The sequence below is a fragment of the Vogesella sp. genome, assembly GCF_046297735.1.
In the GTDB taxonomy this organism is placed as follows: domain Bacteria; phylum Pseudomonadota; class Gammaproteobacteria; order Burkholderiales; family Chromobacteriaceae; genus Vogesella; species Vogesella urethralis.
Genome location: NZ_JBKBHK010000002.1, coordinates 124,198 through 137,907 on the forward strand (window position 1 = coordinate 124,198; position 13,710 = coordinate 137,907).

Here is a 13,710-nt window from a genome sequence, read left to right on the forward strand (position 1 = left end):
TAAGCCCTTTCCCGCAGGAAGGGGCTTTTTGTTGCCTGCTGTTTGCCGCAGTGTGGCATGGCGGGTACAGCTGCGTGGCCTGGCGATCGGAATGGCAGATGATGCTTGGTTTTCAATTTACTTAAATGTATATTGAAAGCGTCAGTTCAACCGCATAGGTGTCATCATGTTCCAACGCAATATCGGCAGTACCGAGCGTGTCATCCGTATCGTGGCCGGCCTGGCTATCACGGCGCTGGCCTTTGTCGGCCCGCAAACGCCGTGGGCGCTACTGGGCCTGGTGCCGTTGGCCACTGGCCTGATGGGCTGGTGCCCGCCATATGCGATCTTCGGCATCAACACTTGCAAGGTGGCGCCCAAGCAAGAGCAGTAAGCGGGCAGCAGGCGCAAAAAAAGCGAGGCAGAAGCCTCGCTTTTTGTTTGCTGCACGGTGTCAGCGGGTGATCACCGGCGGTACATCCAGCGCCAGCGCGGCCTGGATGGCGTCGCTGTCCTGGCTGAACGGGCCCATGCGCACGCGGTACAAGCCCTGCTGGTTCACGATCGCCAGCTTGTCGTTGTAGCTGCTGGCGTCGTTGCTGAGCAGCTCGCGCAACTCGGCTTCTGCCGTAGCCAGGCGGTCGTAGGCGCCCAGCTGCAGGTAGTAAGGCTCACCGCCTGCCGGCTTTTGCATCGAGGCCGGCTTGGTAGCGATACGGTCGCTGCCCTCCACCGGGAACACGCGTTCCACCACCACATTGCCGTAACCGCTGCGTACGATACCCAGTTTGTGGGCGGCGGCGTAGCTCAGGTCCATCAGGCGGCTTTTATGGAACGGGCCGCGATCATTGATACGGACAATTACCGACTCGCCGTTCTTCACGTTGGTGACCCGGGCGTAGCTCGGGATCGGGAGTGTCGGGTGAGCGGCACTCATGGCGAACATGTCGTAGCGTTCACCGGACGAGGTCTTGCGACCGTGGAACTGTTTGCCGTACCAGGAGGCCTTGCCGGTCTGGCGATAAGGCTTCTCCGAGGCATCCGGGCGGAAACTCATGCCCAGCGCCGAGTACGGCTTGTTGGCGGAAGCGATCAGGGGTTCGGTTTGCGGTATGGCATCCGGCACCAGATCCAGGTTGACCGGAATCCGGTCTGCCGGGCCATCATTCTGGAAGTAAGCCCCAGAGTTGCTGCCCGGTTTCTTCACGTTGGCCTTGGCGGACTGCGTCGCAGTTGCCGGCCTGACAGTGGTACAAGCTACCAGAAAAATGCTGGCACACACGAGCCACAGCCATCGGTAAAAAGGTTTCATGACCTCTCCTTATGCTGTTGTGCCAACCGTGAATTGCTAAATCCCTCCGGCAAAACCGTGCTGGCGCCAGGCTTCGAACACGAGCACGGCGACGGCGTTGGAGAGATTCAAACTGCGCGATTCGGGCTGCATGGGCAGCCGTACCCGCTGTTCCGTGGGCAGGGTTGCCAGTATGTCGTCTGGCAAGCCGCGGGATTCGGGGCCGAACAGCAAAACATCGCCCGCTTGGAAGGCGATGTGGTCGTGCCGCGTCGCGCCTTTGGTGGTGGCCGCAAAGATGCGGCGACCGGTGCCCAGGTGGGCAAGGCAGGCTTCCCAGTTCTCGTGGACCACCATGCGTGCGTACTCGTGATAATCGAGGCCGGCGCGTTTCAGTTTGGCGTCTTCGAGCGGAAAACCCAGCGGTTTGACCAAGTGCAATTCACAGCCGGTGTTGGCACAGAGTCGAATAATATTGCCTGTATTAGGCGGTATTTCCGGCTGGTAGAGAACAACGGTAAACATCGTTGCGGGGCGAATATTCCAATGAATCAACAAGTTGGTCAAGTGCGACGAAAAATGGCCCTGGCCAGCACCCAGGCATCGACCTGTCTGGCCCCTGCTTTTAACAGGGTTTTGGCCAGTGCGTGCAGGGTGGCGCCGGTACTCGCCACGTCGTCCACAATGGCGATGTGAAGCCCGTCACAGCGGTGTTTCACGCCAAAGGCATCGCGGACATTACGCAGCCTTTCGCGCCGGTTGCGCCGGGTTTGGCGGCCCGTGTTGCGTTTGCGCCAACACAGCGTGTTGTCGAAACGGACGCGCATTGTAGCAGCCAACGACCGGGCCAGGGCGTCAGGCAGGTTGAAGCCGCGTTTTCGCAGGCGTTCGGTTGCCAGCGGCACCGGCACGATCAGGTCGGGCACGGCAGCGTCTGGCGCGCGCAGGTGGGCTTGCCGCATCAGCGCGGCCAGTGTGCCTTGCAGGCTGGCATCGGGCAGGTATTTGCAGCGGGTAATCAGCGCGTCGAGCGGGTAATCGTAGTCAAACGCGCTGTACAGGTGCAAGAAGGCGGGACGCAGTTTGCCACAGTCTTGGCAGGGGGTGAGCGGGCTGGCAGCCGGGCACTGGCAGCGTGGGCAGCGGTGCCCGGCATGCCACGGCAGGGCGGTATGGCAGGGAGTACACAAGCCATCAATGACTGGACGTTGGCCGCATAGTACGCAGTTCTGTTCAAATAATGGGCAATTGTCAATTGTGATGCGCAACAGGTTTGACAGCATGACCGCCCTCCCGCAAGATTCGCTTGGTGTTTTTACTCAGATGACAAACGGAAGCCCCGCATGAACCAGGCCACCATCGCATTCCACCGCCCCGCCTCCCCGCACGCCGAATCCGGCCTGTGGACCCAGGAAGAAGTCGAGGCCCTGTACGACCTGCCTTTCATGGAGTTGGTCTTCCGTGCTGCCGAAGTGCATCGCCAGCACTTCGACCCCAGCCGCGTGCAGCTGTCCACGCTGGTATCGATCAAGACCGGCGGCTGTCCGGAGGACTGCGGCTACTGCCCGCAGTCCGTGCACCACGACACCCCGGTAGAAAACCAGCCGATGATGACCGTGGACGAGGTGGTGGAAGCCGCCCGCCTGGCCAAGGCCAACGGTGCCGGCCGCTTCTGCATGGGCGCCGCCTGGCGTGGCCCCAAGGACGCCGACCTCGAAAAAACGCTGGACATGGTGCAGCAGGTGAAGGCCTTGGGCCTGCAAACCTGTGCCACCTTCGGCTTGCTGAAGGACGGCCAGGCCGAAAAGCTGAAAGACGCCGGCCTGGACTTCTACAACCACAACCTGGATACCGCGCCGGACAAGTACGCCGACATCATCCAGACCCGCGAGTACGAAGACCGCCTCGACACGCTGGGCAAGGTGCGTGGCGCCGGGCTGTCGGTGTGCTGTGGCGGCATTGTCGGCCTCAACGAAACCCGCGAGCAGCGCGCCGGCCTGATCCTGCAGCTGGCCAACCTGGACCCGCAGCCGGAATCGGTGCCGGTCAATAACCTGGTCAAGGTCAGCGGCACGCCGCTGGACGGCGCCGACGCGCTGGACTGGACCGAGTTCGTGCGCACCATCGCCGTGGCGCGCCTGACCATGCCGCACAGCTACGTGCGCCTGTCGGCCGGCCGTCGCGAGATGCCGGAAGCGATGCAGGCGCTGTGCTTCCTGGCGGGTGCCAACTCCATCTTCTACGGCGACAAGCTGCTGACCACCGGTAACCCGGACGTGGACGCCGACCGCGCGCTGATGGACAAACTGGGCCTGCAACCACTGTAAGCCGGTTTCAGCGTCTGGTTAAATGCAGAGCACCGTGCACGACGCCGGTGCTCTTTTTCATGATTCTGCAGAAAGGTTGGCCGCATGCGCCCAGACCAGCTCGATGCCGCCCTGGCCGCCCTGGCCGATGATCACCGCTTGCGCCAGCGCCACGCGCTGCATACACCGCAAGGCCCGCGCGTGCGTATCGACGGCCGCGATTACCTGGCTTTTGCCAGTAACGATTACCTTGGCCTGGCCAATCACCCGGCGCTGAAAACCGCCATGCAGCAGGCCATCGCCGACTGGGGCGTCGGCGCCGGCGCCTCCGAACTGGTGGCCGGCCACTTCGCCATCCAGCAGCAGGCCGAAGCGGCGCTGGCCGACTGGGTAGGCTGCGAGGCGGCGCTGGTGTTCGGCTCCGGCTATGCGGCCAACCTGGGGGTGATTACCAGCCTGGTAGGGCGGGGCGATGCGGTATTTGCCGACAAGCTCAACCACGCGTCGCTGAACGACGCCTGCGTGCTGTCGCGAGCCGATTTCCAGCGCTTTCGCCACAGCGACCTCGACCATCTGGCCACACTGTTGCAAAAAACCCCGGCCCGTACGCGGCTGATCGCCGTCGATGCGGTGTACAGCATGGACGGCGACGAGGCGCCGCTGCGCGAGCTGCTGGCGCTGGCCGAACGCTACGATGCCTGGCTGTATCTGGACGATGCGCACGGTTTCGGGCTGCTGGGCGAAGGGCGCGGCGCGCTGGCGGAGTACGCCCTGCATCACCCGCGGGTGGTGTACATGGCCACGCTGGGCAAGGCTGCCGGGGTAGCGGGGGCCTTTGTGGCGGGCAGCCGTGCTTTGGTGCAGTGGCTGGTGAATAGCGCGCGGACGTATATTTTCACCACCGCGCATCCACCGGCGCAGGCAGCTGCCGTGATGGCCAGCCTGCAGCTGATGCGTGATGAGCCCTGGCGGAGGGAACGGATACAGCAGCATATTGTTACATTAGCGGCATTTATGCAGGATAAATCTTTGCACTTGCGCTCTTCCCGTTCGCCAATTCAAGCGATTATTATTGGCAGTAATGAGGCAGCTGTAAGCTATTCCATGGCTTTGCGCGAGCAAGGCGTATGGATACCGGCGATACGCCCTCCAACGGTTCCGGCAGGCACGGCTAGATTGCGCGTGTCCCTGACGGCAGGTCATACCGAAGACGACATCAAGGCGCTGTTGGCAGCACTGGATCAGGCAATAGGCTAAGGCGGCCCGCTGTTCGTCAGGTTGTGACCACACGAAAATAATAGCCACCGCGCTGATGTTGACGAGTGGGTTACCAAATCACTGTTATGAACAGTACGGCTGATTTTCTGTTTACACCAGAAGAAGCTGCCGAAGCGGCACTGGATTTCCTGTTCCGCTTGCAGGCTCCTGAGGGTGCAACAGTCTGGGGGAAAAAGGGCCCTGTCTGGCAATGTCTTGCCAGCCGGGGTAATTGCGCTGGTTTGCCAGTGCCGACGGCGCTATCGGGCGAGCTGGCGTGGCAGGCCCCGGTGCAATGCCATGCACTGGGTAGCCCCGGCCAGTCGCTGGGCTGGCTGGTGTGGCAGGGTGGCCGCCAGGCCGACGAACTGACACAGCGCCTGGCGCTGCTGCTGTCCGGCCACCTGGTCAGCACCGCCATGCGCGACGAGCTGTCCATCGCCCGCACCACCCACGAAACCCTGCTCGAGATCAGCCGTCTGGCCAACCACGCCGACAGCGTGGACGACTTCCTGCCGCGCATGCACCGCGCCGTGTGCCGCCTGATGCCGGCCGACAATTTCTACATCGCGCTGTTCGATGAAGAGGCCGGGCAAATCCGTTTCCCGTACTTTGTCGACCAGCGCGACAGCCAGCCGCCGCAACTTGGCCGTGCTTACCCGGTACGCGGCCCCAGTGCGTCGCTGACCGCGTGGCTGATCCGCGAAAACCACTTCCTGATGCTGAAAGGCGACGAGCTGGCCACGCTGTGCCAGCGCGAGCGCATCCGTTTCATGGGTACCCAGCCGCAGTGGTGGATGGGCATGCCGCTGGTCAGCGGTGTCGGCAAGGTGATGGGCGCCGTGGTGGTGCAGGGTTACGACAGTAGTTTTACCCCGATGCTGGCCGACGAATCCACCTTCCTGTACGTAGGCCACCATATTTCCTGCGCGCTGGACCGGCTGCTGTACCGCGCCCACCTGGAGCAACAAGTGTGGCAGCGCACCAGCGAGCTGGAAGGCATCAACGCCCGCCTGCGTGCCGAGGTGGCCGAACGCCAGCGCAGCGAACAGTTGCAGCACATGCTGTTCCGCATCGCCGAGCTGTCCAATACCAGCTTGTCGATGGAGGCCTTTTTTGTCGGCCTGCACCGGCTGCTGTCCGAATTCATCGACGCCAGTAACTGCATGGTGGCGCTGTACGACCAGAGCCGCGACGAGCTGAGTTTTCCGTATTGTTCCGATCTGCGCCTATCCGAGCTGTCGCCACGCTCGCCCGGCCGTGGCCCGGTAGAGCAGGTACTGCACAGCGGGCGGCCGCTGCTGCTGGCCGACATGCATAGCCACCCGCTGTTCGGCTTGCAGAACGATAACGGCACCCCGCCGCACAGCTGGCTGGGTGTGCCGCTGTACAGTGGTAACCTGCTGCGTGGCGTGCTGTCGGTACAAAGCTATCAGGACAACACCCGCTATAGCTGGCGCGACCAGGAGCTGCTGGAGTTTGTGGCCAACCATATCGGCAGCGCCTTGGCGCGGGTACAGGCGCTGGACGACCTGCAGCGCGCCTACATGGACCTGGAGCAGCGCGTGCGCGAGCGCAGCGACGCGCTGGACGCGGCCAACGCCCAACTGCAGCACGACAGCCTGCACGACCCGGTCACCAAGCTGCCCAACCGCAACCATTTCACCCGCGTGCTCAAACGCAGCTGGGACCACTTCCAGCTGGCGCCGGAGCAGCGCTTTGCCGTGATCCTGATCGACCTTGACCGCTTCAAGCTGGTTAACGACACGCTGGGCCACCTGATCGGCGACCAACTGCTGGTGGAAGCCGGCCAGCGCATCCGTCAGGGCCTGCGCTTTGGCGACTTCATGGCGCGCCTGGGCGGTGACGAGTACGCGGTATTGCTGTCGTCGGTGGAATCGATGGACGAGTGCGAGCAGCTGGCGCGCGAGCTGGTGGCCGCGTTCGAGCGCCCGTTCGTGCTCTCCGGGCGCGAAGTGTTTTCCACCGTCAGCCTGGGCGTGGTACTGGCCAGCAAGGAACACTACAGCCGCGAAGAAGACCTGCTGCGCGATGCCGACCACGCCATGTACCGCACCAAGCAGAACGGCCGTCACGGTTACACGCTGTTCAACCACGAGCTGCGCTGCAATCAGGCCGACCAGCTGGCGCTGGAAGCCGAGCTGCGCCACGCGCTCAGCAATGAAGGCGAGCTGGTGCCGTATTACCAGGCCATCGTCGACAGCCACAGCGGCCGCCTGGCCGGCTTCGAGACGCTGGTGCGCTGGCATCACCCCGAGCGCGGCCTGATCCCGCCCGGCGTGTTCCTGCCGATGGCCGAAGAAAGCGGGCTGGTGCTGAAGCTGGACCGTTACATGATCGAGCGCGCCTGCGCCCAGCTGGCCGCCTGGTACGCCGACGGCACCATCAACCACGAAGTGTGCCTGCACATCAACCTGTCCAGCGCCCACTTCCACGACACCAAGCTGGTGGACTGGATGCTGCGGCTGGTGCGCGAGCACCGCCTGCCGCCGGGTACCTTGCACCTGGAGGTGACCGAAAGCGCGCTGATCGACGTGCCAGACGTCGCCATCGAAGTGATGCGCCAGCTGAAGACCCACGGCATCTGCCTGGCGCTGGACGATTTCGGCACCGGCTACTCGGCGCTGTCCTACCTGCACCGCTACCACTTCGACGTGCTGAAGATCGACCAGGCTTTTGTGCGCGAAGTGCACTGCCAGGAGGAATCCATCGCTATCGTGCGCGCCATCGTGGCGCTGGCCGAGGCGCTGGGCATGGAGGTGGTGGCCGAGGGTGTGGAAACCGAGGTGCAGGTGCGTGCGCTGCGCGAACTGGGCTGCCCGCGCCTGCAGGGCTACTACTTTGCCCGCCCGGCGCCGGCCGCCGAGCTGGACTGGCTGCGCCTGGCCGGCATGCCGGCCGAACTGGCCCGCAGCGCCTGATCCCGCCCCCTGTCTGGCTGCCTGCCGGGCGGTGGCGGTATCTTTCCGGCGCCGTTATTGCGAAAATGCCGCTTTGCCCCCACATGGCTGTTCCATGAGCCTTTTTATCGAAACCTACGGGCGCGGCCCGGACGTGGTGCTGCTGCACGGCTGGGGCCTGCACGGCGGCGTGTTCGACCGCGTGGCGGCCAACCTGGCTAACGATTTCTGCGTGCATCGGGTCGACCTGCCCGGCCACGGCGCCAGTGCGGCCGCCGCCGTTTTCCACCCCGACCCCATCGCCGCCGAGCTGGCCGCGCGCTTTCCGCTGCCGGTGCACGTGGTGGGCTGGTCGCTGGGCGGTCTGATCGCGCAGCATTGGGCGGCCCGCCACCCGGCGCTGGTGAAGAGCCTGGCGCTGATCGCCACCAGCCCGCGCTTTGTGCGCGACGACAGTTGGCCGCACGCGCAGCAGCGCAGCGCCATCGAAAGCGTGGGCGCCAGCCTGGATACCGCCTTCGAGCTGACGCTGGAACGCTTCCTGGCCTTGCAGATGCTGGGTGCGCCCGCCGCGCGCCAGACGCTGGCCGACCTCAAGGCGCAGCTGTTCTCGCACGGGCGCCCGCAAGGGCTGCTGCCGGCGCTGGAGTGCCTGCTGGCGGCCGACGCGCGGGAACTCGCGGCCAGCATTCACTGTCCAGTCGGGCTGTTCTTCGGTGCCCGCGATGCCATCACCCCGATCGGGGCAGGCCGCTGGCTGGCCGACGCGCTGCCGGACGCCACCTTGTACGAATTTGCCCACGCCTCGCACGCGCCGTTTTTGTCGCACGAGGCAGAATTCATCGCGCAGCTGCGCCACCACCTGGAACAACACGCATGAGCGAAGCGTTTTACACCGACAAATCCCGCGTTCGCGCCTCGTTCGAGCGCGCCGCCGCCAGTTACGACTCGGCCGCCGTGCTGCAACGCGAAGTGTGTGACCGCATGGCCGAGCGCCTGGACTACATCAAGCTGCAACCGCAAGTGATCCTGGACGCCGGCAGTGGCACCGGCTACGGCAGCGCCGCCCTGCGCCAGCGTTACCCCGACGCCCGCGTGCTGGAGCTGGACCTGGCCCACGCCATGCTGGCCGCCTCGCGCGAAAAACAGCGCGCCGGGCAGGGCATGCTGTCGCGTTGGTTCAAGCCGCAGCAGCCGTGGCAGCTGTGCGCCGATATCGAGCGCCTGCCGCTGGCCGACAACAGCGTGGACATGATCTGGTCCAGCCTTACCATCCAGTGGGTGAACGTACCGGACCAGGTGTTTGCCGAGTTCCAGCGCGTGCTGAAACCGGGTGGCATGCTGATGTTTGCCACGCTGGGTCCGGACACGCTGTTCGAGCTGCGTGACGCCTTCCGCCACGCCGACGGTGCCACCCACGTCAACCAGTTCATCGACATGCACGACCTGGGCGACGCGCTGATGGCGGCGCAGTTCAGCGAGCCGGTGATGGACATGGAAAAGATCGTACTCACCTACGACCATGCCCGCGACGTGATGCAGGACCTGAAAGCCATTGGCGCCCACAACGCCACCGCCGGCCGTGGCCGCGGCCTGATGGGCAAGCACGCCTGGCAACGCGTGGTGGACGCCTACGAGCAGCGCCGCCACAACGGCCAGCTGCCGGCCAGCTACGAGGTGCTGTACGGCCACGCCTGGAAGGGCGAACCGAAGAAAAAGCCGACCATCCTGCCCGACGGCAGGCAGGTCATCGAATTTACCCGTAACGCGCCCAAGCGCTGAGATAGAGAGTTTATGTCGTTCCTTCGTCGCCTTGCTGCCGTCGGCGTACTGGCCGGCCTGGCCGCGTGCACCACGCCTTCTTCCGCCCCGGTGGTGCAGCCGCCGCTGCCCAAACCCAAGATTGCCTTTGCCCTCGGTGGCGGTGCCGCCAAAGGCTTTGCCCACGTTGGCGTCATCCGCGTGCTGGAACAAAACGGCATCAAGGCCGACATCGTGACCGGCACCAGCGCCGGCAGCATCGTGGGGGCCATCTACGCCAGCGGTGTGGACGGCGAAGCGCTGCGCTACCGCGCCATGCGCATCAACGAAGACGACCTGAAAGACTTCACCTTCTCCACCAGCGGTTTTCTGAAGGGCGAGAAGCTGGCCGCGCTGGTGAACCAGCAAGTGGACGGCAAGCGCATCGAACAGCTGCCGCGCAAATTCGGCGCAGTGGTCACCGACCTCGATAGCGGCGCCCGCGTGGTGCTGAAAAGCGGCGACACCGGCACCGCTGCCCGCGCCTCGGCTGCCATCCCCAATGTGTTCCAGCCGGTCAGCCTGAACGGCCGTCGCTACGTGGACGGCGGTCTGGTGAGCCCGGTGCCGGTGATGGCCGCCCGCGAAATGGGCGCCGACATCGTCATTGCGGTAGACATCTCGGCCAAGCCCACCGGCAAGGCTAGCAGCGGTTTTCTGAGCCTGCTGGACCGCAGCCTGAACATCATGAACCTCACCGCGCTGAACCTGGAACTGAAGCAGGCCGACGTGGTGCTGCGCCCGGCGGTACTGCACATCGGCGCGGCCGACTTTGACGAACGCGCCAGCGCCATCGCCGAAGGCGAGAAAGTGGCCAAAGCGATGTTGCCGCAAGTAAAAGCCGCCATCGATAACTGGGTGAAACGCAAGCGTGCCGCCTAAGCTGCTGCCGCGCAGCCTGCGCGCCCTCGCCCCGCTGCTGTTGGCCGCGTGTACCAGCGTCACGCCGCCAGCCCAGCCACCTGCGGTAACGCTGCCGGCCACGCCGGCCAGCGCGCCGGTGGCCGAGGCGCCGGTGCCGCAGACACCGCCTGTCAAACCTGCTGCGGCCAACCCTGCACCGGCCAAGCCCGCTGCGCCGAAAGTGCTGCGCCAGCCGCGCATTGCGCTGGCGCTGGGCGGTGGCGCCGCCAAGGGCTTTGCCCACGTGGGGGTGATCCGTGTGCTGGAGCAGCAGGGCATCGTGCCCGACATCATCACCGGCACCAGCGCCGGCAGCGTGGTGGGCGCCATCTACGCCAGCGGCATCAGCGCCGACAAGCTGCGCCGCCGCGCGCTGGCGCTGAACGAAGACGAATTGAAAGACTTCACCCTGTCTGGTGGCGGCTTTCTGAAAGGCGACAAACTGGCGGCGATGGTAAACCGCGAGGTTGGCCGCAAGCGCATCGAACAGCTGCCGCGCACCTTCGCCGCCGTGGCTACCGACTTTGATAGCGGTGCCCGCGTGGTCTTCCGCAGCGGCGACACCGGCACCGCCGTGCGCGCCTCGGCCGCCATTCCCAATGTGTTCCAGCCGGTTACCATCCGTGGCCGCCGCTACGTGGACGGCGGCCTGGTCAGCCCGGTGCCGGTCAGCGCCGCGCGCGAACTGGGCGCCGACATCGTCATCGCCGTCGATATCACCGCCAAGCCGGCGCAGCGCAAAAGCGGCGTACTGGGCACCTTCGACCAGAGCCTGTCCATCATGACCCAGGCCGCGCTGGCTAACGAACTGAAAGGCGCCGACGTCATCCTGCGCCCGCAGGTGCTGGGCCTGGGTGCTGCCGATTTCGACCAGCGCCGTCGCGCCATCCGCGAAGGCGAACGCGTCGGCAAACAGGGCGTCCCCGCCATCCGCCGCATCATCGCCGCGTGGCAGCAGCGGCAGCGTTAAGGCGCGGGCTTTACGGCGGCAGCGTGCTCGGGCAAGCTGCCGTTTTCCTTGCTGCATGCCGTTTCCATGTCTGCTTACCGCATCCTGCTGGCCGAGGACGAGCCGGCCATTGCCGATACTTTGCTGTATGCCCTGCAACGAGAGGGCTGGCAGGTGCAGCACTGCACGTTGGCGCGCGACACCGAAGCAGCGCTGGCGGCCGAGCCGCCGCAGCTGCTGATCCTGGATATCGGCCTGCCAGACGATAGCGGCCTGGCGCTGCTGGGCCGCTTGCGCCGCCACAGTGAGCTGCCGGTGATGCTGCTGACCGCCCGCGCCGACGAAGTGGACCGCGTACTGGGGCTGGAGCTGGGCGCCGACGACTACGTGGTGAAGCCGTTCAGCCCGCGCGAGGTGGTGGCGCGGGTGCGTGCCATCCTCAAGCGCAGCCAGCCTGCCGCGGTGGCGGCGGCCAACCCTGGCAGCCTGTTCTGTCACGAGGCGGCGGCGCGGCGCATCCGCTTTGCCGGCCAGGCGCTGGCGTTGACGCCGTCCGAATACCGCCTGCTGGCCACGCTGTTGGCACGGCCGGGGCAGGTGTTCAGCCGCAGCCAGCTGCTGGACGCGCTGGGCGAGGCGGCCGAAGACAGCTTCGAGCGCACCATCGACAGCCACATCAAGACCCTGCGCGCCAAGCTGCGCCAGGTGCGTGCCGACCTCGACCCCATCGTCACCCACCGTGGCTTCGGCTACGCGCTGGAGCAGGGCTGATGCGCTTTTCCTGGCGCATTTTTGCCGGCTACTTCCTGCTGCTGGGGCTGTTGGCCGCCTACGTGGTGAGCGTGGTGCGCGACGAGATCAAGCCGGCGATGCGGCGCTCGGCGGAGGCGGTACTGCTGGACACCGCCAACCTGCTGGCCGAGATGGTGCAGCCGGACATGGTGGCCGGCCGGCTGGACGACGGCCGCCTGGCGGCCACGCTGCAGCGCTTTGCTGCTCGCCAGCCGCAGGCCGAGGTGTGGGGCGTACGCCAGGATCACACCCAGCTGCGTGTCTACCTCACCGACGCCCGTGGCATGGTGCTGCTGGATTCCGCCGGCCAGGCGGTGGGCCAGGACTACAGCCGCTGGCGTGACGTGGCGCTGACGCTGCGCGGCCAGTACGGTGCGCGCAGCACGCTGGCCGATGCGGCCAACCCTTTATCTACCGTGATGTACGTGGCGGCGCCGGTGCGCGATGGCCAGCGCATTATCGGCGTGCTCACCGTCAGCCGGCCCAATCTGGCGATGCAGCCGCATATCGAACGCAGCGAGGCCAAGCTGGGGCGGCTGATCGGCGTGGTGCTGTTGGCCGCGCTGTTGCTGGGAGCGCTGTTTTCGTGGTGGCTCAGCCGTGGCATTACCCGCCTGACGCGCTTTGCCGACAGCGTCAGCGCCGGGGGCAGCGCACCGGTGCCGCATTTCGCTGCCAACCGCGAGCTGGACACGCTGGCGCAAGCGCTGGGCCGCATGCGCAGCGAGCTGGACGGCAAGGCCTACGTGGAACACTACGTGCATGACCTCACCCACGAGCTGAAGTCGCCGTTGGCCGGCCTGCGTGCGTCGGCCGAGCTGCTGCAGGACGATCTGCCGCCGGCCGAGCGCGCCCGCTTTCTGAACCACATCGAAAGTGAGAGTGTTCGACTGCAGCAGATCGTGGACCACCTGTTGCAGCTGGCGTCGCTGGAAGCAGCCGGCCGTCTGAAGCAGCCGCAAGCGCTGTCGCTTACCGAGCTGTTGGCTGGCGAACTGCAGGCGCTGGCGCCGCAGCTGGGCGCGCGCCGTGTCACGCCGGTGGCCACGCTGCCGCAGGCCATGGTGGCGGGCGATGCTTTCCTGCTGCGCCAGGCGCTGCGCAATATCCTGCAGAACGCCATCGACTTTACCGCCGACCAGGGCAGCATCAGCCTGCAATTACAGCCGGTAGCCAACGGCTGGCAGCTGCAGATGGCCAACGACGGCCCGCCGGTGCCGGATTACGCGCTGCCGCGGCTGTTCGACCGTTTCTATTCGCTGCCGCGCCCGCAGGGGCCGAAGAGCAGCGGCCTGGGCCTGGCGCTGACGCGCACCATCGTGCAGCTGCATGGCGGCGACATCACGCTGGCCAACCAACCGCCGGGTGTGTGCGTTACGCTGCGGCTGCCTGCCATGGATGCGGCCAACCCCTTGGCGCGGGTGCTGGGCTGAGCGGCCGTCTTCACACAATCCCCACATAGCGCCCATTTTCCCTCCACGTGGCGGCGGCAAGCTGCCGGCATTGCCAATC

13 protein-coding genes are annotated in these 13,710 nt (G+C 65.6%); 10 read left to right on the forward strand and 3 right to left on the reverse strand.

The annotated features are described in order from the left end of the window. The first annotated feature begins 166 nt into the window (after positions 1 to 166). On the forward strand, positions 167 to 373 hold the full coding sequence (locus ACK4FZ_RS03175; protein WP_144370952.1) for a DUF2892 domain-containing protein: 207 nt from the start codon (positions 167 to 169) through the stop codon (positions 371 to 373). Between the two features lie 60 nt (positions 374 to 433). Here the strand turns inward: ACK4FZ_RS03175 and ACK4FZ_RS03180 are convergent, their stop codons facing one another. From ACK4FZ_RS03180 to ACK4FZ_RS03190, 3 genes are read right to left on the reverse strand one after another with little or no spacing between them, the layout of a single operon-like run. After that, a complete protein-coding gene (locus ACK4FZ_RS03180) occupies positions 434 to 1,291 on the reverse strand; it encodes a septal ring lytic transglycosylase RlpA family protein (protein WP_144370953.1) in 858 nt (285 codons plus the stop codon). A gap of 36 nt (positions 1,292 to 1,327) precedes the next feature. Next, positions 1,328 to 1,795, reverse strand: a complete 468-nt coding sequence (trmL, locus tag ACK4FZ_RS03185) for a tRNA (uridine(34)/cytosine(34)/5-carboxymethylaminomethyluridine(34)-2'-O)-methyltransferase TrmL (RefSeq protein WP_409818259.1) — start codon at positions 1,793 to 1,795, stop codon at positions 1,328 to 1,330. A 38-nt stretch (positions 1,796 to 1,833) separates the two neighbouring features. Beyond that, positions 1,834 to 2,337, reverse strand: a complete 504-nt coding sequence (locus ACK4FZ_RS03190) for a ComF family protein (RefSeq protein WP_409818260.1) — start codon at positions 2,335 to 2,337, stop codon at positions 1,834 to 1,836. A 276-nt stretch (positions 2,338 to 2,613) separates the two neighbouring features. Here ACK4FZ_RS03190 and bioB point away from each other — a divergent pair, with 276 nt between their 5' ends. The 9 genes from bioB (at position 2,614) to creC (ending at position 13,631) form a co-directional block, all read left to right on the forward strand. Further along, the gene (bioB, locus tag ACK4FZ_RS03195) at positions 2,614 to 3,597 is read left to right on the forward strand and encodes a biotin synthase BioB (protein WP_409818261.1); all 984 of its coding nucleotides are present in this window, start codon (positions 2,614 to 2,616) and stop codon (positions 3,595 to 3,597) included. A gap of 84 nt (positions 3,598 to 3,681) precedes the next feature. Further along, entirely contained in the window at positions 3,682 to 4,833 is a 1,152-nt protein-coding gene (gene bioF, locus ACK4FZ_RS03200) for an 8-amino-7-oxononanoate synthase (protein WP_144370956.1), read from the forward strand. A gap of 248 nt (positions 4,834 to 5,081) precedes the next feature. Then, positions 5,082 to 7,775 carry a putative bifunctional diguanylate cyclase/phosphodiesterase gene (locus ACK4FZ_RS03205; RefSeq protein ID WP_409818437.1) on the forward strand — a complete coding sequence of 898 codons (2,694 nt, stop codon included), beginning with the start codon at positions 5,082 to 5,084 and terminating at the stop codon, positions 7,773 to 7,775. Positions 7,776 to 7,869: 94 nt separating this feature from the next. After that, entirely contained in the window at positions 7,870 to 8,634 is a 765-nt protein-coding gene (gene bioH, locus ACK4FZ_RS03210) for a pimeloyl-ACP methyl ester esterase BioH (RefSeq protein ID WP_409818262.1), read from the forward strand. Beyond that, the gene (gene bioC / locus ACK4FZ_RS03215) at positions 8,631 to 9,536 is read left to right on the forward strand and encodes a malonyl-ACP O-methyltransferase BioC (RefSeq protein ID WP_409818263.1); all 906 of its coding nucleotides are present in this window, start codon (positions 8,631 to 8,633) and stop codon (positions 9,534 to 9,536) included. The genes bioH and bioC overlap by 4 nt, the downstream gene beginning before the upstream one ends. A 12-nt stretch (positions 9,537 to 9,548) precedes the next feature. Then, positions 9,549 to 10,436 (forward strand): patatin-like phospholipase family protein, encoded by an 888-nt coding sequence (locus tag ACK4FZ_RS03220; protein WP_409818264.1) that lies wholly within the window; start codon positions 9,549 to 9,551, stop codon positions 10,434 to 10,436. Between the two features lie 91 nt (positions 10,437 to 10,527). Then, positions 10,528 to 11,427, forward strand: coding sequence for a patatin-like phospholipase family protein (locus tag ACK4FZ_RS03225; protein WP_409818439.1), 900 nt, complete (start codon positions 10,528 to 10,530; stop codon positions 11,425 to 11,427). Between the two features lie 66 nt (positions 11,428 to 11,493). After that, positions 11,494 to 12,177 carry a two-component system response regulator CreB gene (gene creB / locus ACK4FZ_RS03230; protein ID WP_409818265.1) on the forward strand — a complete coding sequence of 228 codons (684 nt, stop codon included), beginning with the start codon at positions 11,494 to 11,496 and terminating at the stop codon, positions 12,175 to 12,177. Beyond that, entirely contained in the window at positions 12,177 to 13,631 is a 1,455-nt protein-coding gene (creC, locus tag ACK4FZ_RS03235; RefSeq protein WP_409818266.1) for a two-component system sensor histidine kinase CreC, read from the forward strand. The genes creB and creC overlap by 1 nt, the downstream gene beginning before the upstream one ends. The last annotated feature ends 79 nt before the right edge of the window (positions 13,632 to 13,710 follow it).

Bases quoted from the DNA above. Each gene is read 5' to 3' on its own strand.
- ACK4FZ_RS03180 (WP_144370953.1), bottom strand. From the start codon at position 1,291: ATGAAACCTTTTTACCGATGGCTGTGGCTCGTGTGTGCCAGCATTTTT.
- trmL (WP_409818259.1), bottom strand. From the start codon at position 1,795: ATGTTTACCGTTGTTCTCTACCAGCCGGAAATACCGCCTAATACAGGC.
- bioC (WP_409818263.1), top strand. From the start codon at position 8,631: ATGAGCGAAGCGTTTTACACCGACAAATCCCGCGTTCGCGCCTCGTTC.
- bioB (WP_409818261.1), top strand. From the start codon at position 2,614: ATGAACCAGGCCACCATCGCATTCCACCGCCCCGCCTCCCCGCACGCC.
- bioF (WP_144370956.1), top strand. From the start codon at position 3,682: ATGCGCCCAGACCAGCTCGATGCCGCCCTGGCCGCCCTGGCCGATGAT.
- ACK4FZ_RS03175 (WP_144370952.1), top strand. From the start codon at position 167: ATGTTCCAACGCAATATCGGCAGTACCGAGCGTGTCATCCGTATCGTG.
- bioH (WP_409818262.1), top strand. From the start codon at position 7,870: ATGAGCCTTTTTATCGAAACCTACGGGCGCGGCCCGGACGTGGTGCTG.
- creB (WP_409818265.1), top strand. From the start codon at position 11,494: ATGTCTGCTTACCGCATCCTGCTGGCCGAGGACGAGCCGGCCATTGCC.
- ACK4FZ_RS03220 (WP_409818264.1), top strand. From the start codon at position 9,549: ATGTCGTTCCTTCGTCGCCTTGCTGCCGTCGGCGTACTGGCCGGCCTG.
- creC (WP_409818266.1), top strand. From the start codon at position 12,177: ATGCGCTTTTCCTGGCGCATTTTTGCCGGCTACTTCCTGCTGCTGGGG.